The organism is Microbacterium sp. Mcb102, assembly GCF_024519805.1.
GTDB lineage: Bacteria > Actinomycetota > Actinomycetes > Actinomycetales > Microbacteriaceae > Microbacterium.
Genome location: NZ_JALJRG010000007.1, coordinates 244,406 through 264,520, shown reverse-complemented (window position 1 = coordinate 264,520; position 20,115 = coordinate 244,406). Strand labels below are relative to the sequence as shown.

Here is a 20,115-nt window from a genome sequence, read left to right as displayed (position 1 = left end):
CCGGCGTCAGGCGCTCTCGGCCGCAGCGGTGATCCGCGAGGCCATGCTGGCGAAGATCAGCCCGTGGAAGGGCAGCACCGCGAGCCAGTACAGGCGCCCACTGAGCCCGCGCGGGAAGAAGATCGCCCGCTGCTCGTAGCGGGCGCCGGCGGCGTCGGGGAGCGCACGCAGCTCGAGCCAGGCCTCGCCGGGCACCTTCATCTCGGCACGGAGCCGCAGCAGCCCACCGCTCGCCGCCGATGATTCGGTCGCCGCGCCTGGTTCCTCGACGGCTTCGACGCGCCAGAAGTCGATCGCGTCGCCCACGCGGGCGACCGTCTGACTACGGCGACCGCGGCGCAGGCCCACCCCGCCGACCACGCGGTCCATCAGCCCGCGCACCGCCCAGAGGAACCGCGAGGAGTACCAGCCGTTCGTTCCACCGATGCCCAGCACCACGGACCACAGCCGGTCGACGGATGCCGAGGTGACGAGCGTGCGCGCGTCGGTGAAGACCGTGCGGCCCGCCCAGTCCGGGTCGCTCGGCAGCGGGTCGCTGGGGGCGCCCGAGACCTCGGAATCCTGCCAGCTCGTCTCGATCGCGTCGGCGTCGACCCGCCCGAGCGCCAGGTCGACGGCTCGTCGATACGGTGTCAGGCCGCCCTCCGGCTGCGGGATCAGCTCGTCGACCGCGTGGTCCTTCATGATGCACTCGTTCTGCAGCGACGCGACGAGCGGGCGGGCGATCGAGCGCGGCACCGGCGTCACGAGATTGACCCAGTGCGAAGCGAGACCGGGAGTCAGCACCGGCAGCGCGGCGATGGCACGCTGCGGCAGGCCGGCCTCGACCGCGTAGCCGTTCATCATCTGCCCGTAGCGCAGCACGTCGGGTCCCCCGATGTCGACCGCGCGGTTCACGTCGGCGTCGACCCGGGCGGCGCCGAGCAGATAGTGCAGCACGTCGCGTACGGCGATCGGCTGGATGCGGTTGCGCACCCACTTCGGCGCCGGCATGTACGGCAGCACGTCGGTGAGGTGACGGATCATCTCGAACGACGCCGACCCCGACCCGATCACGACGCCCGCCTGCAGCACGAGCGTCGGCACGCCCGACTGCAGGAAGATCTCGCCCACCCGCACGCGCGAGCGCAGATGGGGTGACAGCTTCACGTCGTCCGGATGCAGCCCGCCGAGGTAGACGATGCGCCGCACACCCGCGCGGGCCGCGGCCTCGGCCACCGTCGTCGCCGCGCGCTCGTCGCTCTCCTCGAACCCTTTGCCGGCGGTCATCGAGTGGATCAGGTAGTACACGACGTCGACGTCATCCATGGCTGCGGCGACAGCATCCGCGTCGTCGGCCGATCCTTCGACGATCTCGCAGTCGGGACCCCAGGGGAAGGATGCCGCGCGCGCGGCATCGCGTGCCAGCACCCGCACGCGATATCCGGCGTTGAGCAGCCGCGGGGTGAGTCGCCCGCCGACGTATCCGGTCGCGCCCAGCACGAGCGCGCGCGGCGCCGACCCGTCGTCTCGGGGGAGGGCGCGCAGCGCCTCTTCGTCGCCGGTGGGCTGGGTGAGTGGGGCCATGGGTCGAGCGTACGACGGGCAGGGGGTGGCGGGTACGGGGTTGTGGCGACGAGTCTGTGCGGATAGGGAGTACGCGCCGGGCCGTTACGATCGTAGACATGGCTTCAATCGAATCGATTCGACGAACGGCTCCGGACCGGGCGTCCCGGCGCGCCCGCATCGCCGTCTCCGCCCTGTTCCTGACCAACGGGGCGCTGTTCGCGAACATCCTGCCGCGCTACCCGGAGATCAAGGCCGGACTCGGACTCGACAACCTCGGCTACGGCTTCGCGATCGCCGCGTTCCCTGCGGGTGCCATCGCCGCGGGGCTCCTGGCCGCGGTGCTGATCCGCCGGTTCGGCTCGGCGCGCATCGCCGTGATCGGCACCGTGCTCACGAGTATCGGCCTGCTCTCTGCCGCCCTCGCCCCTTCGGGGGTGCTGTTCGCCGTCGCGCTGTTCCTCGGCGGAGCATCCGACGCCATCACGGATGTCGCGCAGAACGCCCACGGCCTCCGCGTGCAGCGGCGCTACGGACGCTCGATCATCAACGGATTCCACGCGATCTGGTCGATCGGCGCCGTGATCGGTGGGGCGATGGCCGCGGTCGCGATCGCCCTGCAGCTGCCGCTGGGCGTGCACCTCGGCATCTCGACCGCCGTGTTCGCGACCGTCGCCCTCGTCGCCCTGCGGTTCTGCCTCCCCGGCCGCGACGACGAGACCGAGCCGGATGCCGTCGCCGCCCCGGCCGAGGTGACGGGGGCACTGCGTCGCCACGTGACCCCGCGCACCGTGATCGCGATCATCGCGCTCACCCTCATCGCGATGGCCGGAGCCGTCGCCGAGGATGCCGGAAACTCGTGGGCGACCCTGTACCTCGCCGACTCGCTCGGGGCCGCGGCGGCGATCGCCCCGCTCGGCTTCATCGCCCTGGTCGGCGCGCAGTTCATCGGCCGGATGCTCGGCGACCCGCTCACCGACCGGTTCGGGCAGCGCTGGGTCGCGCGAGTGGGCGGCATCATCGCGGCGGTGGGCATGACGCTCGCGCTCGCCTTCCCGACCGTGCCGGGCACGATCCTCGGGTTCGCGGCCGTCGGCTTCGGCATCGCGACCCTCATCCCCGCCGCGATGCATGCCGCCGACGAGCTGCCGGGGCTGCGGGCGGGCGTCGGGCTCACGGTCGTGTCGTGGCTGCTGCGCCTCGGGTTCCTGCTGTCGCCGCCATTCGTGGGGTACATCGCCGAGACCGAGAGCCTGCGCGCCGGGCTGCTCGTCGCCCCGGTCGCCGCCCTCGTCGCCGTGCTGCTCGCTGGGTTCCTGGAGAAGCGCCGCCCGCGGGGGTAGTCCCGGCATCCGTTTTCCGGCACCCGTCCGGCCCCGACTCCGGTGCAGATGTCGGACGAATGCACGGATGCAGGACGGATCCGCGGCGTTTCGTCCTGCATCCGTGAATCGGTCCTGCAAGTGGCGCGGGACGGAGGGGTCGGAGCCCGGGAGCGGATGCCGTGGCCGGAAAACTGCAACTCGGGGGTTGCGCAACCGGCACCAGTGTGCAACTCTGAAGTTGCAGTTGGTCGACCGGCCAGCGCGAGACCCCGAAAGGATCCATCATGGTGAACATGACCCACAACGAGGCATCCGTCGTCGACGAGGAGACCTTCTCCGTCCGGCGCAGCATCCAGATCGCGGCCCCCGTCGAGAAGGTGTGGCGAGCCGTCGCCGAACCCGAGCACATCTCCCGCTGGTTCGGGCGGGCCGTGCTCGACGGCACCGGCGTCGGCGCGACCGGCACGATGACGTTCCCCGACTACGACGTGATCCCGCTGCGGGTCGACGAGTACGACGAGCCGCGGCGCATCACGTACCGCTGGAACAACGACGACGCCCTCGGGAAGCTCCCCGATGCGATCGACGAGGCGACCTCGACCGTCTTCACCTTCACGCTCGAAGAGGCCGACGGCGGCACGCGCCTGACGGTCGTCGAGAGCGGCTTCGAGCGCACGTCCGACCCGCGCGGCAACCTCGAATCGCACCGCACGGGCTGGGACCTGGAGCTCGACAAGATGGTCGCCCTGGTGGAAGGCGAAGCGTGACCACAGAGACGCTGCTTCCCATGTTCGCGGCACTCGCGGACGAGACGCGCTGGAGCATCCTGACGGCTCTCGGCGAGGGGGATGCCTCGGCATCCGCCCTCGCCGGGCGCCTTCCGGTGTCTCGACAGGCGATCGCGAAGCACCTCGCCGTCCTGCAGGAGGTCGGCCTGGTCGAGCCCGTGCGCGTCGGTCGCGAGGTGCGCTTCCGCGTCGTCGGCGCCGAGCTCTCCGCCACCGCCGCGAAGCTCGACGTGATCGGACGCGAGTGGGACCGCCGCCTCGCCGCGATCAAGGAGATCGCGGAAGGCCTGTAGCCGTCACTCCGCTTCGGGCCCCGCCTGGTCGCGGATCACGTCGCGCAGCTCCTCGTCGAGGTCGGATGCCTCTTCGATCGCAGCCGTCATCCCGGCGAGGAACCGGGTGACGACGGCCCGCTCCTGGTCGGAGAGCTCGTCGACGAGCGTGAGCATGCGGTGGTGCATCGCCCCCAGCGTGGCGCGCACCTCTTCATCGCTGCTGACGGTCGGGACGACGACCCCTGCCCGGCGGTCGGTGGGGTGCGCCTCACGGCGGACATGACCGCCCTTCTCGAGGCGGTCGATGAGCGTCGTGGTCGATGCGGTCGAGATGTTGAGCATCCGGGCGATGTCGATCGCGCGCACGATCCTGCCGGCCCGCTGCTCCCGCAGGAGGAATCGCAGGGCCATGAGGTCGGTCTCGTTCATGCCCATGGAGATGCGGGTGCGCTCACGCATCGCGGTCTCCGCTGCGCGGTAGCGGCGCAGCATGTTCAGCACGTCGATGGTGCTCGTGCTCTCGCCGTCGGGGTACCAGTATCCGGAGCGGGCGTGGTCCTGAGGTTCGGCCATCACGCCACCCCCTCTCCGTCGTCGAGGGTGCGTGCCGTGCTGAGTTCGAGCATCTCGATCGCGCCGGTCGCCACCTCGGCGGGGACGACGAGGAGGAAGCCGCCGGTGATGGCGTCGTTCTCGGCCTCGATGATGCGCGCGATGCGATCCCGGGCGACGGTGGGGAACTGCGCGTGGAGGTGATCGAGCAGGTCGGCGAAGCCGATGTACCGCTCGTCCGTGAGGTCTATGGGCTCGACCATGACGTCCCTTCTCGTCGTGATTCCATCCTCTCATCGTCGGAAGCCCCTGATGATCGACCGATTTCGCTAGACGAACCGGTAATCAGGCGATCGAGGTAACATGGGCCGCCAGGGGAAGGCGAGGGTGTGATGGGGGCGAAGCTGGAGATCGCGACGCGGGAACTCGCGCGCGAAGTCGAGGCTCTGCGCCGCGTCGACGCCAGGCTCGGACGCCGTCTCGCGGCCGAGCGTCAGCCCAATGAGACCGACCGTGCTGCCATGGGCTTCATCGCGGATGCGCCCCTTGACCGGCCGGTCACGCCCGGCGATCTCGCCCAGCATCTGGGGGTGAGCACCGCAGCGGTCACCGCCTTGATCCGCCGGCTCACCGCACGCGGGCACATCGTCGTCTCCGTGCACCCGGATGACGCACGGTCGAAGATCCTCCGCCCGTCGTTGCGCGACCTGCACTCGCCCGCAGACGAGATCTCCCGGCGGGTCGCCGACATCGAGAGCGAATTCACGCCGGAGCAGCTCTCCGTGATCTCCCGGTTCCTCCGTCGCCTCACGGAGGAGATCTCCGAGCTCGCAGAGTCGTCCCGGAGCTAGCTTCGGCTCCTCGCCCCGCGCCGCCTCCGTCGGTGACGGTCTGTGGCGATCGATGACGGTCGGAGAGGCCCCCGATACGTCGGTTACCATTTAGCTAGTTAAACTAGTAATCTAATTGATGAAGATATTTCTCGAGGGGGTGCCATGGGTCAGCTCAGCTACGCCGGTGATTCGCAGATCGTGGAGGTGGACGATCGGGTGCTCGCGCACCTGAGGCTCGTCACCGTCACCAAGCTGCGCCGCGGCGAGTCGTTTCCGCTCACGCTGCGCACGGCGGGTGCGGCCACCGAGACGCTGTGGATGCACGCGTCGATCCCGGTGCGCTTCACGCTCGATGAGGACGTCGAGCTCGAGCGGCCGATGCTGGTCAAGATGATGGCCGCGGCGAGCACGGCCGGGGGGCTGGACCTCACAGACATCGACTTCGCGCCGCTGTGGTCCGCGCTCCCGACCATGCACGCGGTCGCCTGACTGCAGACTCGCCTCCCTCGCGGGCGCATCCTGGGCAAAGCGGTGCGGCCCGCGGGCGGGAGGTGCACAGCGACGTTTCGGGGGGTACGTCGCTGTGGATGGCATCCGGTCACCGGGAATCGGGTCCCGGGACCGGATGCCATTCGATCAGAGCGCGGTGTATCCGCCGTCGACCAGGTGGTAGCTGCCCGTGACGAAGCTGGCGGCATCGCTGGCGAGGAACACGATGAGGTTCGCGACCTCGTCGGCCTGGCCCAGGCGTCCGATCGGGTGCTTCGACACGAGGAAGTCCTTCGCCTCGTCGCCCATGTTCGCCAGCAGCGGGGTATCGATGAAGCCGGGGCCCACCGAGTTCACGCGCACGCCCTGCGCCGAGTACTCGAGCGCGGCCGACTTGGTCATGCCGACGACGGCGTGCTTCGCGGCGACGTACGCGGGGGATCCGGCGAAGCCGACGCTGCCGAGGATCGACGCGATGTTCACGACCGATCCGCCGCCGTTCGCGAGGATCGACGGGATCTGCGCCTTCATGTTGCGGAACACCGCGTTGAGGTTGATGGCGATGACCTTGTCCCAGGCCTCGTCCTCGTACTCCGCGGTGGGAGCGGATGCGCCGCCGATGCCGGCGTTGTTGACGCCGATGCGCAGCGGGGCGAGGGTGTTCGCGAGTTCGACCGAAGAGGCGATCCACGCCGCATCCGTCGCGTCACCGATCGAGGCCTCGGCGATGCCGCCGGCCGCGCGGATCTCTTCGACGACCGCGTTCGCGTGCTCGGCGTTCAGGTCGTTGACCACGACCGATGCGCCGTTCTTCGCCAGCAGGAGAGCGGTCGAGCGGCCGATTCCGCTGCCTGCTCCCGTCACGATCGCCGAGCGGTTCGAGACGTCGTACTGAGCCACGGGGGACTCCACTTCCGGGCGGGCACGGGGCCGGGAGATCTTCTCGGACGGTCCGTCCTTCTCTCCAGCCTACGCCTGAATATCGGTGATGGATTCACGTGAATGAATCCGGGAGCGGGGCGAGAGGTCACGGAGCAGGTCACGGAACAGGTCACGGAACCGTCACGAAATCCGCGGATTTCCGGGCTCGGATGACAGAACATGTGACGGAAACGACCGATCGTGCGTTCCGCTCTCGCCCGATGCGCCGCCCGTAGAACGATCGATTCAGCACGACCGACCCGACTGTGCGATCACCGGCATGCCCGGCGGCCGCACAACGCGACGGTCACGGCTACGGCCCCAGAGGCGGGGCCAGCATCCTCGCGCACGGCGCGTGCGGGTGTCTGTCGATGACGAAAGGAACGGCCAATGAAGGCCATGCCAAAGAAGGGGATCGCGCTGGTCACGGGCTTCGGCCTCGCGCTGACCCTCGCCGGATGCACGTCCGGATCCGAAGAACCAGCAGCGTACACGTCGCGCGATGCGACGGACGGCACCACGGACTTCGTGGTCATCGAGAACCCCCACGGCGGCGCCACGCTGTCGTACTCCGCAGACAGCTCGATCGAGATCCTCGAGGTGGAGGAGAACGGCTCGACCTACGCGTTCAAGGACCTGAACGGCAATGACAAGCTGGACACGTTCGAGGACTGGCGCGTCACGCCGGCCGAGCGCGCCGCCGCCTACGCCGAGACGCTCACCGCCGAGCAGATCTCGGGCCTCATGCTCTTCAGCTCGCACGAGCGGTCGCCGGGCGACGGTCTGACCGACGCGCAGAAGGCCTACCTCTCCGAGGACAACCTGCGCAACGTGCTCAACGCCGGTGGTTCGGACGTCGAGGAGAACGTGACCTGGGTCAACGCGATCCAGGCCCACGTCGAGAGCCTCGCCACCCCCGAGCTGCCCTACATCCCGGCGAACTTCTCGTCGGACCCCCGCTCGGAGGCGCAGTCCAACTCGACCTACACCGAGACCGGATCCGGCGTCTCGCTCTGGCCGTCGGTCCTGGGCCTCGCGTCGACCTTCTCGGCCGAGACCATGGAGGAGTTCGGCCGCGTGGTCTCTTCGGAGTACCGCGCGCTGGGCATCTCGAACGCCCTCAGTCCGCAGATCGACCTCGCCACCGAGCCGCGCTGGCTGCGCGTCTCCGGAACCCTCGGCGAGGACTCCGAGCTTGCGAAGGAGCTGGCCGCCGCCTACGTCACCGGCTTCCAGAGCACCTACGACGAAGACGGCGAGAACATCGGATGGGGCACCGACTCCGTTCCGACCACCATCAAGCACGCACCGGGTGACGGTGCGGGCGAGGGCGGCCGCGAGTCGCACACGGCGGTCGGCAAGTACGAGGTCTTCCCCGGCGACAACCTCGAAGAGCACGCCTCCGTGTTCGCCGCGGCGTCGGACTCGCTCGGCATGATGACGAACTACTCGATCATGCTCGACGGCGAGGGCAACCCGCTGCTCGGCGACGAGGCCGTCGGTACGGCGTACAACGCCGAGGCGCTGAAGATGATCCGCGACGAGGTCGGCTTCACCGGTGCGATCGTCACCGACTGGGGCGTCATGACCGGCGCGAACGACCCCGACGCGTTCATCGCCACCGCGTGGGGTGCCGAGGACATGGACCCGGTCGAGCGCTACTTCACGGTGCTCCAGAACGGCGTCGACATGTTCGGCGGCGTCAACGACGCCACCTTCCTCCTCCAGGCCTACGACCTCTGGAACGAGCGGTTCGAGGCCGGCGAGGTCGACCAGGACGCCGACGCCCGCTGGGCGGAGTCCGGTGCCCGCATCCTCACCGCCTACTTCGCACCCGGACTGTTCGACAGCCCGTTCGTCGACCTCGAGAATTCCGAGAAGACGGTCGGCAGCAAGGCCAACGTCGAGGCCGGCTTCGACGCCCAGCTCGACTCGGTCGTGATGCTGAAGAACGACGGCACCGTCGCGGAAGACGCCGACTGGTCGGACAAGACCGTGTACATCCCGCACACGTTCGACGTGGGCAGCCCCGGTCTCTTCGGCCCGCCGGAGTACACCGAGGGCGCGACGCTGAGCATCGAAGCGGCCGAGGGCATCTTCGGCAAGGTCGTCACCGACACCGTCGAGCTCGACGCCGACGGCAAGGTCGTCTCGATGACCGCGCCCGACCTCAGCGATGTGGATGCCGTGTTCGTGGGTCTGCGCTCGCCGAACAACGGCAACAACTTCTCGGCCGCCGGCCACGACGCCGAATCGGGTGAGTGGTACCCGTTCTCCCTGCAGTGGGCGCCGTACACAGCCGACGGCGACAACGTGCGCAAGACCTCGATCAGCGGCGACGTGCTCGCCGACGGATCGAAGGAGAACCGCTCGTACTTCGGCAACACCTCGCGCATCTCGAACGCCGCCGACATCGACGCGTTCAACCGTGCGGTCGCCGCGATCGAGGCGAGTGGTGCCGACATCCCCGTCGTCACCGTCGTCAAGGCCAACAACCCCGTCGTCCCGGCGGAGTTCGAGGAGAAGTCGAACGTCGTCCTCGTCGGATTCGGCGTGAGCGACGAGGCGACCCTGACGGTCGCGGCCGGTGAGCACGAGCCCCAGGGCCGTCTGCCGATCGGCTTCCCGCTCGACATGGATGCGGTCGAAGGACAGCTCGAAGACGTGCCGGAAGACATGGACACCTATGTCGACGCCGAGGGCAACGACTGGAAGTTCGGCTTCGGCTTGAACTACTCCGGAGTGATCAAGAAGTAGGCGGAGATCGCCACAGGCATGGCCGGCGCCTGATCACGCCGGCCATGCCGTCGATGCAGAACCCGACGGGGCGCCCCGTCGGACAGGAAAGGGAGCAGAAATGAACAGCACCAAGCTGCGCGCGGGAGTTCTCGCGGCGGTCATCCTCGCCACCGGCACCTTCGGCCTGGCCGGGTGCGCGGGCGACGCGGGCACCACGACGGGTGGCTCGAACAGCTCGAACAGCGAGAGCAGCGAGAGCGGCTCGAAGTCCGAGACCGCCGATGTCGCGACCGACCTCGAGACCGCCCGTCAGGCGATCGTCGACGCGCTCGCCGAGAACCCGGACTGGAAGCAGGTCATGCTCGCCGGTGACGTCAAGCAGCCGACGCAGAAGTACGGCCTCCTGGTGATGCCGTTCGTCAAGAGCGAGGCGGCGAAGCGCGTGACCGGCACGGTCGACATCGCCGACGGCAAGTACGTCATCGAGGCGGAGTCCGCCGAGACGGGTGAGACTTGGCAGATCGACCAGGACGGCAACATCACTCAGGCCTCGGAGTGACGGAGCGGCCGCCGACCCGCACGCCTGCGGGCGTCACCGGCGTCGGCGGCCCTCCCTCCGCAACCCGTAATCGCAGTACCGAAGGAGAACCGAAGTGAACGCCCGAACGGCCAAGGACAAGGCGAGCGCGATGCCGATGTCCAACAAGAAGTACCTGTGGATCTGGGTACCCCTGCTCGCGCTCGTGACCGTCGTGGTCGTGGTCGCCAACGTCGCCATGAACGTGGCGACCGGATGGATCGCCTCGCAGCTCGGTTCGGGCACCTACACGTTCACGAACTCCGAAGAGTCCGAAGACTGGGACACCGAGTACTACGAGGCCGACTACCCCGACCTCGAGGCGGTGGATGCCGCAGCACTCGGGCTCGTCGAAGAGATCGGTGCCGGCGGCATCGTCCTCGCGAAGAACGACGGCGCAGCCCTCCCGCTCGCTTCCGGCGCGCAGCTCACCATGCTGGGCCGTGCCGCCGCCGACCCCGTGTACGGCGGTTCCGGTTCCGGCTCTGTCGACACCAACTCCGCCGTCACGGCGCGCATGGGTCTCGAGAACGCCGGCTTCGCCGTGAACGACCCCGCCTACGCGGCCATCGAGGCCTACGCGGCCGAGAACCCGCGCGGCTACATCGAGATGGACCGCCCCGACATCTCGACCTACAACATCGGCGAGATGCCGATCGCGGGATACCAGGAGCAGGCCTCGACGTTCGCCCAGTACGGCGACGCGGCCGTCGTCTTCATCGGACGCCCCGGCGGCGAGGGCGGCGACCTCACGCAGGACATGACCGACTGGGACGACAACGCCCAGCCCGGCCAGCACCAGCTCGAGCTCAACAAGGACGAGCGCGACCTGCTCGACCTCGCCAAGCAGAGCTTCGACAAGGTCGTCGTCGTCATCAACGCCTCGACCACGCTCGAGCTCGGCGACCTGCAGAACGACCGGGGTGTCGACGCGATCCTCCTCGCCGGCTCGCCCGGATCGACCGCGTTCAACGCGCTCGGGCGCATCCTGAACGGCGAGGTCAACCCCTCCGGTCGCACGGTCGACCTGTGGGCTGCCGACTTCACCGCCGACCCGACCTTCGTCAACTTCGGCAACTTCCTCTACGACAACGTCGCCCCGAACTACCCGGTGCCGGTCACCGAGAGCGCGACGTCGAACGCGACCGTCACCGACGAGGCGCCGTTCGTGAACTACGCCGAGGGCATCTACGTCGGCTACCGCTACTACGAGACCGCGGCGGTCGAGGGCTTCATCGACTACGACGCCGCCGTCGTCTACCCCTTCGGACACGGCCTCAGCTACACGGACTTCTCCTGGGCGGTGTCGAACACCGAGCTCGGCGAGGTCGACGGCACCATCGCGGTCACGGTCGACGTGACCAACACGGGTGCGGTCGCCGGACGCGATGTGGTGCAGCTGTACTACTCGGCCCCGTACACGCCCGGTGGCGTCGAGAAGTCGGCCGTCGTGCTCGGCGGCTTCGCCAAGACCGGTGACATCGCGCCCGGCGCGACCGAGTCGGTGACGATCGAGCTCGTCGTCGAGGACATGGCGTCGTACGACTACCTCGACGAGAAGGCCTACGTCCTGGATGCGGGCGACTACGTCCTCAGCCTCCGCGAGGACTCGCACACGGTCGCCGCGGGCACCCAGCCGATCGCGTACACCGTGAGCGAAGACGTCGTCTACACCGGCGACGACCACCGTGCCTCCGACCTCGAGGCCGTGACGAACCAGTTCGATGACGTGTCGGCGCAGTTCACCACCACCGGTGAGGCGGGCAAGATCCCGGTGATGTCCCGCGCCGACTTCGCCGGCACCTTCCCGACGGCTCCGACCGGCGACATGCTGGTCGCCGACGACGCGGTCGCCGACGGCTTCGCGGTGTGGGACCACGAGGGTGCGGCCGAGGCCTTCGAGGGCGACATGCCCACGACCGGCGCGGGCAGCGACCTCTCGTTGATCGACATGCGCGGCCTCGCCAAGGACGACCCGAAGTGGGACGAGCTGCTCGACTCGCTGAGCGTGAACGACATGACGGCGATGCTCCTCAACGGCGCGTACCAGACCGCCGCGATCGGCTCGATCGGCAAGCCGCAGACGCTGGAGCCGGACGGACCCGCCGGGTTCTCGTCGTTCATCAACTCGGCCATCAACGGCACCGCCTACCCGTCGGAGGTGCTCATCGCACAGACGTGGGATGTCGACCTCGGCACGGCCATGGGCGTCATGCTCGGCAACGAGGCGCTGTTCAAGGACATCAACGGCTGGTACGCACCGGCGGTCAACCTGCACCGCTCGCCGTTCGCCGGCCGCAACTTCGAGTACTACTCGGAGGACCCGCTGCTGTCCGGTCAGATGCTCACCGCCGTCGCGAACGGCGTCGGCACCAAGGGCGTCTACACGACGATCAAGCACTACGCGATGAACGAGCAGGAGACGAACCGCGTCAACAACGGCATCGCGACCTGGGCCACCGAGCAGGCGATCCGCGAGGTCTACCTCAAGCCGTTCGAGATCGGGATCAAGAACATCTCGATGGACGTGAAGTACCTCTCGGATCACGAGGGCACCGTGTCGGAGACCACGATCGGCGCCGCCGGCATCATGAGCTCGTTCAACCGCATCGGCGCCACGTGGGCCGGCGGCTCGGTCGCGCTCATGGACACGGTGCTGCGTGGCGAGTGGGGGTTCGAGGGCTTCGCCATCACGGACTTCAACCTGTACCCGTACATGAACCCCAACGAGGGCATCCATGCCGGATCCGACCTGATGCTGACCTTCCAGCCGTCGAAGTCGTTCAACGACGCCAGCTCCGCCAAGGCGGTCGCCGACATCCGTGACTCGACGCACAACATCCTGTTCACCGTCGCGAACTCCAACGCGATGGACGGACTGGCGCCGGGCGCGACGGTCGCCTACACCCCGCCCGCCTGGGTGGTGTGGCAGATCGTCATCTCGTCGGTGCTCGGACTGCTGATCCTCGCCGGTGTGGTGATGGTGATCCTCCGCGTGCGGCGGCACAACGCGCGCACCACGGTCACCGTTCGCTAGACCGTGATCGCCGGGGCGGACGTGTGCTCGTCCGCCCCGGCGATGCCCTGATCGACACAGAAAGACCCATCGTGAAAGAAACCACCGCACTCGTCGCGAGCCTGAGCCTTCTCGAGAAGGCCGCGCTGCTCAGCGGGGCGAACACCTGGCAGACGCGTGCCATCGAACGCGCCGGCATCCCCGCCGTCTGGATGGCCGACGGCCCCCACGGCGTGCGCCGGCAGGTCGGTTCGGCCGACCACCTCGGCATCAACGGCTCCGAGCCCGCGACCTGCTTCCCCACCGCCGCGACCGTGGCCGGCAGCTGGGACGACGAGCTGGCCGAGGAGATCGGCACGGCTCTGGGCCGCGAGGCCTCGTCACAGGGCGTCGGCGTGCTGCTCGGCCCCGGGCTCAACATCAAGCGCAGCCCCCTCGGCGGGCGCAGCTTCGAGTACTTCTCCGAGGATCCCGAGCTGTCGGGTCGCCTCGCGGCGGCCTACGTGCGCGGCATCCAGTCCGAGGGTGTGGCGGCCACGCCCAAGCACTTCGCGGTGAACAGCCAGGAGCTGCGCCGCATGGTCAGCGACTCCGTCATCGACGAGCGCACGCTGCGCGAGATCTACCTGACCGCGTTCGAGATCGTCGTGCGCGAGGCCTCCCCGTGGGGCATCATGTCGTCGTACAACCTGGTCAACGGGGCGTACGCGCACGAGAACGCGCACCTGCTGATCGACATCCTCCGGCAGGAGTGGGGCTTCTCCGGCGCGGTCGTCTCCGACTGGGGCGGCAGCAACGATGCGGTGGCGGCTGCCGCGGCCGGCGGCACGATCGAGATGCCGTCGCCCGGGTTCGACTCGGTGCGCCAGATCGTCGCGGCCGTCGAGTCGGGCGAGCTGTCGGAGGCCGATGTGGATGCCCGCGCAGCCGAGGTCATCGACCTCGTGCGCCGGGTCACCGCGCACCCGCGCGCCTCGGTCGACCTCGACGCCCACCACGCGCTCGCCCGCCGGGCCGCCGCCGAGTCGGCCGTGCTCCTTCGCAACGACGACGCACTGCTTCCCCTCGCGGGTGGCACGTCGGTCGGGTTGATCGGCGCCTTCGCGACGGTGCCCCGCTACCAGGGCGCCGGCTCCTCTCTCGTCAACGCGACCCGGGTCCCGACACTCGTCGACGCGGTCGGCGCATCGACGCTGAAGCTGGAGGGCGTCGCCGAGGGCTTCCGCCGCGACGGCATCCGCGACGACGAGCTCCACCGCGAGGCCGTCGCGCTCGCCTGCCGCGCAGAGGTCGTGGTCCTCGCGCTCGGCCTGCCCGAGATCGCCGAGTCCGAGGGGCTCGACCGCTCCACCCTGCAGCTGCCGACCGAGCAGGTGCGCCTCCTCCGCGAGGTGCGGGCGGCGAACCCGCGCACGGTCGTCGTGCTCAGCGCCGGTGGTGTCGTGGAGACGCCGTGGGCCGAGGATGCGGCCGCGCTGCTGCACGCCTACCTCGGCGGACAGGCGGGCGCCGAGGCCATCGCCGACGTGCTCACCGGCGCCGTGGAACCGGGCGGACGCCTCGCCGAGACGATGCCGCTCCGCCTCGCCGACACCCCGACCGCCGGGGCGTTCCCGAGTGCGGGGCGCACGGCCGAGTACCGCGAGGGGCCGTTCGTCGGCTACCGCTACTACGAGACCGCCGAGGTCTCCGTGGCCTTCCCGTTCGGCTTCGGCCTGGGGTACACGACCTTCTCGTACTCCGAGCTGGTGGCGGATGCCGAGGGCGTCGAGGTCACGGTCACCAACACCGGCGACCGCGACGGCAGCGACGTCGCCCAGCTCTATGTGTCGCGACTCGGCGCCTCCGGGGTGACCCGGCCCGTGCGCGAGCTCAAGGGCTACGCGAAGGTGCGTCTCGCGGCCGGGGAGTCGCGGAGCATCCGCATCCCCTTCGGCCCCCGCACCTTCCGCTACTTCGATGCCGCCGCGAACGCGTGGCAGGTCGAGGCGGGCGAATACGAGGTGGCCGTGGGCTCCCACGTGCGCGACCTCCCGGTGCGCGCGACGATCACGCGCGAAGGCGCGACCGTCTCCGCGTCGGTCGACCCGCCCGCTGCGCTGCCGACGGCGCGCGTCGATGACAGCACGTTCGCCGCGATGCTCGGCCGCGCGCTCCCGGATGCCGCCTGGGGCACGGGTCCGCTCGCCGAGAACGATCCGATGGACCGACTCGCGACGGCGAAGAGCCCGCTGGCCCGCGCCGGCTTCCGCCTCCTCGACAGCCGTCGTCGCAAGGCGGAGGCCGCGGGAAAACCCGACCTGAACATCCTGTTCCTGCTGAACGGGCCGTTCCGGGTCATCTCGAAGATGAGCGGGGGGCTGGCGACGCGCCGTCTCACCGCCGCCGTCCTCACGCTGGTGAACGGGCAGACGATCCGAGGGTTGGGGCGAGTGATCGCGGCCTACTTCGGCGGACGCCGCGACGAGAAGGCCACGAAGAAGGCGTTCGACGCCGCAGCCACGAAGAGGAGTATCTGATGTTCACCGCGATCAAGAACTGGTGGACCGGTTTTCAGGACGGCCGCCCCGAGCTGTCGAAGTTCCTGATGTTCCTCGTGCTCTCCAACGGCGTCACCGTCCTGCAGCTCGCGCTGATGCCGATCTTCCGCTGGGGCTTCGCGACCTTCACCGGGCTCACGGACGTCGGGTTCCAGGCCCTGCCCGTCGGTTCCAACGTCGACGGCAGCCAGTACTACATGTTCGACTACGCGGCGGGTGCCCTGCCCGGCGGAGGCGGCGGGCTCGCCTACTTCCTCGCCGTGCAGATCACCCTGCTCATCGCCCAGGTGATCAACTTCTTCCTGCAGCGCAACATCACGTTCAAGTCGAACACCTCGGTGTGGGTGGCGGCCGGCTGGTACACGCTCGCGTACATCGTCATCACCTTCGTCGCGGCCGCCGCACAGGGGTTCTACAAGGCGCCGATCTACGACTTCTTCATGGTCACGCTCGGCTGGGGCTCCACCGGATCGGTCGTCGCCGACGTGCTCACGATGATCATCAACTCGGCGATCAGCTTCTGGGTCTTCTACCCGATCTTCCGGGTGATCTTCCGTCAGGTGCCGGTCGAGGACCAGGCCGAGGTCGCGGCCGCCGAGGCGACGGCGGACGGTGCCGTGAAGTGATGGTTCCATCCGCGAGAATAGACCGTGTGCCGCTGCTGTCCGTGATCGTCCCTGCCTACAACGCGGCGGCCTATCTCGGGCGCGCGCTCGACGGACTGGGGGCGGTGCGCGGCATCGAGGTCATCGTCGTGGACGACGGCTCCACCGACGGCACGCGCGAGGTCGCCGAGGCCTGGGCGGCACGCAGCCCAGAGAGCATCCGCGTGGTGAGCCAGGAGAACCGTGGCCACGGCGGGGCGATCAACACCGGGTTGGCCTCCGCCCGCGGCGACTACTTCAAGGTGCTCGACGCCGATGACTGGCTCGACATCCGGTCGCTGCGACTGCTCGTCGCCCACCTCGACGTGCTGCGCGAGACGGGGACCGAGGTCGACGCCGTCTTCACGGACTTCGTCCACGAGCGCCTGGGCAAGTCGCCGAAGGCCGCGCGCTTCGACTCGGTCTTCCCTGAGGGTCGCGTGTTCGAGTGGTCCGACACCGAGCGTTTCGGTCGACGCCAGGTGCTGATGATGCACGCCATCGTGTACCGCACGCAGCTGCTGCGCGATGTCGGGCTGTCGCTGCCCGAGCACACCTTCTACGTCGACAACCTCTTCGTGCTGCAGCCGTTCGCCCGGCTCCGGCGCATGAGCTACCTGCCGGTGCCGCTGTACCGCTACTTCATCGGGCGCGAGGGGCAGTCGGTGGCGCCCGAGGTGATGGTGCGCCGCGTCGACCAGCAACTGCGCGTGAACCGGCTCGCTCTCGCCACCCTCCCGTCCCACGCCGACCTCGCCGCTGGCGGGGTGCCGCGGCAGCTGCATCGGGCGATGCTCCATCACCTCGAGGGCGTCTGCGCGGTGACCAGCGCGACCCTCGCCCGCGGTGGCACGGCCGCGCACTTGCAGCAGCGGGATCTGTTCTGGCATGAGGTCCGGGCGGAGAACCCGTGGCTGTACACGCGCATGCGCCGGAGCCTGCTGGGGGCGACCAGCAATCTGCCGGGGCAGGCGGGACGACGGGCGACGAACCTCGCCTATCATGTGGCACGGCGAGTCGTCGGCTTCAGCTGATCGGAGAACGGAGGCGGAATGATCCGCATCGGAATCGTCGAGGACGACGGTGCCGCCATCGAGCGACTGCTCTCGCACCTGGACCGCTTCCAGCGCGACCAGGGCGAGCGGTTCCATATCGCCGCCTTCCACGACGGGGCTGACGTCCTCGCCGACTACCGTCCCGACTGGGACGTGCTGTTCCTCGACGTGCAGATGCCCCGGGTCGACGGCATGGCGGCCGCCCGCCGCATCCGCGAGGTCGACTCCGAGGTCATCATCGTCTTCATCACGAGCTCGCCGCACTACGCGGTGGGCGGGTACGAGGTCGACGCCCTCAGCTACCTCCTGAAGCCGGTGGCCTATGCGTCGTTCGAGCAGGAGATGTCGCGGATCCTCACGCGACTGCAGCGGCGTTCGCGGCGGGAGCTGCTCTTCACCGCGACCGACGGCGTGCACCACCGCGTCGCCGTGGACGACATCCGCTACATCGAATCCATCCGCCACCGCGTCGAGCTGTACACGCTCGACGGCACGTTCAGCATCGCGACGACGTTGAAGGCGATGGAGGCGCAGCTGGCCGACAAGGGGTTCCTGCGCTGCCACAGCGGCCTGCTCGTGAACCTGCGACACGTGACCGGCATCGACGGCAACGACTGCCGCATCCGCGGGGGCGGCAGTCTCCCCATCAGCCGACCTCGGAAACGGGAGTTCTACGCCGCCCTCGCCGAGTACGTCGGTTCGCGCGGAATCTCGGCGTGAACGGCGTCGAGGGGCCGGTCCTCGCCGAGATCCCGCGGTACCTCACGGCGATCGCGGAATGGGGCGCCTGCCTCGTGTACATCTTCGTCGCCCGACGACGGTTCGGGTGGCTGGCGACGATCGGCCTCTGCATCCTCGCGCTGGGGATGCTGTTGGCGGTGCAGCTGTGGGCGGGCACGCTGCCGATCGCGTGGTGGATCCCGGGGATGCTGCTCGCCGCGGTGACCATGTTCGGCTTCGTGTACCTCGGGCTGGACACCTCGGCGCGGGGAGCGGGCTTCGTGCTCGCGCGCACCTTCGTGCTCGCGGAGCTCGTGGCTTCCGGCTTCTGGCAGCTCAACCGGTTCTACGACGGGCTCGGCGATCCGTATTCGCAGCTGGCCGCGGCGGCGGTCGTCTACACCGCAGGTCTCGGGGTCGTCGGGTATGCGGAGCGCCGCCAGTTCAGTCGGGCGGAGCGCTTCGACGTCGGTGGCACGCAGCTGGTCGGCGCGATGGCGATCGCGGTCGCGACTTTCGCGATCTCCAACCTCAGCTTCGTGACCACGGACACGCCTTTCAGCGGCCGCTTCGGCACCGAGATCCTCTATATCCGCACCCTCGTCGACCTCAGTGGCTTCATCGCGCTGCACGTCCAGCTGCGCATCCATCGCGAATCCGCGGCGCGGCGGGATGCCGAGGCGATGGCGCAGCTGCTGCGCAGTCAGCACGACCAGTACGAGATCACCCGACGGTCGATCGACGAGGTGAACCGCAAGCATCACGACATGAAGCACCACCTCGATGCGATCCGGTCGGAGCAGGATGCCACCACGCGCGCCCGGATGCTCGACGGTCTCGAGGAGTCGATCCGCCGCTACGGCGCCGTGGTGCGCACCGGGAACCACGTGCTCGACGCGATCGTGACGGCGAAGCTCGCGCGCGCCGGTGAGCGGGGCATCGAGGTGTCGGTCGTGGCCGACGGCGCCCTCCTCTCGTTCATGCGTCCGCTCGAGCTCACCTCTCTCGTCGGCAACGCGCTGGACAACGCCATCGAGGGTGCCGCGCGGGTGCCGGCGGAGGATCTGCGGGTGATCCGGTTCGCGGTCTTCGCCCAGGACGACTTCGCGATGGTGCGCATCGAGAACACCTTCGACGGGGTGGTCCTGCGCGACGGGGATCGCATCGTGACCCGCCAGCGCGGCAGGGGCCACGGCTACGGGCTGCGCAACATCGAGACCGCCGCGGCGGCATACGGCGGCGCGGTCGCCATCACGGCCGACGACCGGTGGTTCTCGCTGCGGGTCCTGTTCCCGGCGCACGGCGGCACCGACGGCGCGGATGACGGCGAGGGCGACGCCGTCTGACGGGCTGCCCCGCCCGCACGGCTACCGTTCATGCGCCGGAACCGACCGATCGTGTCCGCGGCGGCCGGCGCGCGGCATCCGATTGGTGTACTGAATGGCGTGAGCGACGCCGTCAGAACCCGCAACCCGCTGTCCGCCGCCTGGGCGGCCTTCGCCGAGGCGAAGCCGACGCTCGCCGAGCTCATCGTGTTCAGTGCGCTCAACGTGGCACTCACGGTGCTGCAGCTCGTGATCATGCCGGTGTTCAAGCTGATGTTCAGCGGCACCTCGCTCGTCGACGTCGACTTCCAGGCCGTGCCGGTGGGCGGCGGCTTCGTCTTCGACTACACGGCCGGCGCGCTGCCGGCGGGCGGAGGCGGGCTCGCGTACTTCCTCGCCGTGCAGATCACGCTGCTGATCGCGACCGTGATCAACTTCTTCCTGCAGCGCAACGTCACCTTCAAGTCCAACACCAACGTGTGGCGGGCGGCCGCCTGGTACACCGTGGCCTACGTCGTGCTCACCTTCGGCGCCGCGGCTCTGCAGACGCTCTACAAGACGCCGATCTACGAGCTGCTGATGGTCACGTGGGGGATGGGAGCGGCCGGGGAGACGGTCGCCGACGTCGTCACGATGCTCATCAACGCGCTCATCTCGTGCGCCGTGTTCTTCCCGATCTTCAAGATCATCTTCCGCCGCGAGGCCGAGGTCGTCGTGGTGGAGGCGGGGCCGGCGGATGCGGTGCCGGCCGTCGTCCGAGAGCGCGTCTGA

18 protein-coding genes are annotated in these 20,115 nt (G+C 69.1%); 14 read left to right on the top strand and 4 right to left on the bottom strand.

All coding sequences use genetic code 11. The features are described from left to right. Nucleotides 1-6: 6 nt before the first annotated feature. Complete coding sequence (locus OC372_RS17090) at nt 7-1,566, bottom strand: SDR family oxidoreductase (RefSeq protein ID WP_262003109.1); 1,560 nt, start codon at nt 1,564-1,566, stop codon at nt 7-9. 98 nt (nt 1,567-1,664) lie between these two features. On the opposite strand from OC372_RS17090, the gene OC372_RS17085 reads away from it, so the two are divergent. The 3 genes from OC372_RS17085 (at nt 1,665) to OC372_RS17075 (ending at nt 3,951) form a co-directional block, all read left to right on the top strand. Further along, the gene (locus OC372_RS17085) at nt 1,665-2,888 is read left to right on the top strand and encodes an MFS transporter (protein WP_105710613.1); all 1,224 of its coding nucleotides are present in this window, start codon (nt 1,665-1,667) and stop codon (nt 2,886-2,888) included. A gap of 266 nt (nt 2,889-3,154) precedes the next feature. Beyond that, entirely contained in the window at nt 3,155-3,637 is a 483-nt protein-coding gene (locus OC372_RS17080) for an SRPBCC domain-containing protein (RefSeq protein WP_262003107.1), read from the top strand. After that, on the top strand, nt 3,634-3,951 hold the full coding sequence (locus tag OC372_RS17075) for a metalloregulator ArsR/SmtB family transcription factor (protein ID WP_308737263.1): 318 nt from the start codon (nt 3,634-3,636) through the stop codon (nt 3,949-3,951). Before OC372_RS17080 ends, OC372_RS17075 begins: the two co-directional genes overlap by 4 nt. Nucleotides 3,952-3,954: 3 nt before the next feature. Here OC372_RS17075 and OC372_RS17070 read toward each other — a convergent pair whose 3' ends face one another. Next, nucleotides 3,955-4,506, bottom strand: a complete 552-nt coding sequence (locus tag OC372_RS17070) for a MarR family winged helix-turn-helix transcriptional regulator (RefSeq protein WP_029264025.1) — start codon at nt 4,504-4,506, stop codon at nt 3,955-3,957. After that, on the bottom strand, nt 4,506-4,748 hold the full coding sequence (locus tag OC372_RS17065) for a hypothetical protein (RefSeq protein WP_091033026.1): 243 nt from the start codon (nt 4,746-4,748) through the stop codon (nt 4,506-4,508). The genes OC372_RS17070 and OC372_RS17065 overlap by 1 nt, the downstream gene beginning before the upstream one ends. Before the next feature lie 129 nt (nt 4,749-4,877). On the opposite strand from OC372_RS17065, the gene OC372_RS17060 reads away from it, so the two are divergent. Together OC372_RS17060 and OC372_RS17055 are read left to right on the top strand one after the other, a co-directional pair. Beyond that, entirely contained in the window at nt 4,878-5,336 is a 459-nt protein-coding gene (locus OC372_RS17060) for a MarR family winged helix-turn-helix transcriptional regulator (RefSeq protein ID WP_029264027.1), read from the top strand. A 144-nt stretch (nt 5,337-5,480) separates the two neighbouring features. After that, nucleotides 5,481-5,807 carry a hypothetical protein gene (locus OC372_RS17055; RefSeq protein WP_029264028.1) on the top strand — a complete coding sequence of 109 codons (327 nt, stop codon included), beginning with the start codon at nt 5,481-5,483 and terminating at the stop codon, nt 5,805-5,807. A 147-nt stretch (nt 5,808-5,954) separates the two neighbouring features. Here the strand turns inward: OC372_RS17055 and OC372_RS17050 are convergent, their stop codons facing one another. After that, complete coding sequence (locus OC372_RS17050; RefSeq protein ID WP_215068498.1) at nt 5,955-6,707, bottom strand: SDR family NAD(P)-dependent oxidoreductase; 753 nt, start codon at nt 6,705-6,707, stop codon at nt 5,955-5,957. Between the two features lie 411 nt (nt 6,708-7,118). Here OC372_RS17050 and OC372_RS17045 point away from each other — a divergent pair, with 411 nt between their 5' ends. The 9 genes from OC372_RS17045 (at nt 7,119) to OC372_RS17005 (ending at nt 20,115) form a co-directional block, all read left to right on the top strand. Further along, complete coding sequence (locus tag OC372_RS17045; RefSeq protein WP_262003102.1) at nt 7,119-9,485, top strand: glycoside hydrolase family 3 N-terminal domain-containing protein; 2,367 nt, start codon at nt 7,119-7,121, stop codon at nt 9,483-9,485. A gap of 100 nt (nt 9,486-9,585) precedes the next feature. Then, nucleotides 9,586-10,026 (top strand): hypothetical protein, encoded by a 441-nt coding sequence (locus OC372_RS17040; protein ID WP_091033020.1) that lies wholly within the window; start codon nt 9,586-9,588, stop codon nt 10,024-10,026. 94 nt (nt 10,027-10,120) lie between these two features. After that, nucleotides 10,121-13,081: a glycoside hydrolase family 3 protein gene (locus OC372_RS17035; protein ID WP_262003099.1), complete on the top strand. Its 2,961-nt coding sequence runs from the start codon at nt 10,121-10,123 to the stop codon at nt 13,079-13,081. A 71-nt stretch (nt 13,082-13,152) separates the two neighbouring features. Continuing rightward, nucleotides 13,153-15,579, top strand: coding sequence for a glycoside hydrolase family 3 C-terminal domain-containing protein (locus OC372_RS17030; protein ID WP_262003097.1), 2,427 nt, complete (start codon nt 13,153-13,155; stop codon nt 15,577-15,579). Continuing rightward, nucleotides 15,579-16,226, top strand: a complete 648-nt coding sequence (locus tag OC372_RS17025; protein ID WP_029273808.1) for a hypothetical protein — start codon at nt 15,579-15,581, stop codon at nt 16,224-16,226. Before OC372_RS17030 ends, OC372_RS17025 begins: the two co-directional genes overlap by 1 nt. A 26-nt stretch (nt 16,227-16,252) precedes the next feature. After that, nucleotides 16,253-17,278, top strand: a complete 1,026-nt coding sequence (locus OC372_RS17020) for a glycosyltransferase family 2 protein (protein ID WP_029264035.1) — start codon at nt 16,253-16,255, stop codon at nt 17,276-17,278. An 18-nt stretch (nt 17,279-17,296) separates the two neighbouring features. Further along, complete coding sequence (locus OC372_RS17015) at nt 17,297-18,019, top strand: LytR/AlgR family response regulator transcription factor (RefSeq protein WP_029264036.1); 723 nt, start codon at nt 17,297-17,299, stop codon at nt 18,017-18,019. Next, on the top strand, nt 18,016-19,365 hold the full coding sequence (locus tag OC372_RS17010) for a GHKL domain-containing protein (protein ID WP_262003094.1): 1,350 nt from the start codon (nt 18,016-18,018) through the stop codon (nt 19,363-19,365). Before OC372_RS17015 ends, OC372_RS17010 begins: the two co-directional genes overlap by 4 nt. Before the next feature lie 99 nt (nt 19,366-19,464). Next, on the top strand, nt 19,465-20,115 hold the full coding sequence (locus tag OC372_RS17005) for a hypothetical protein (RefSeq protein ID WP_262003092.1): 651 nt from the start codon (nt 19,465-19,467) through the stop codon (nt 20,113-20,115).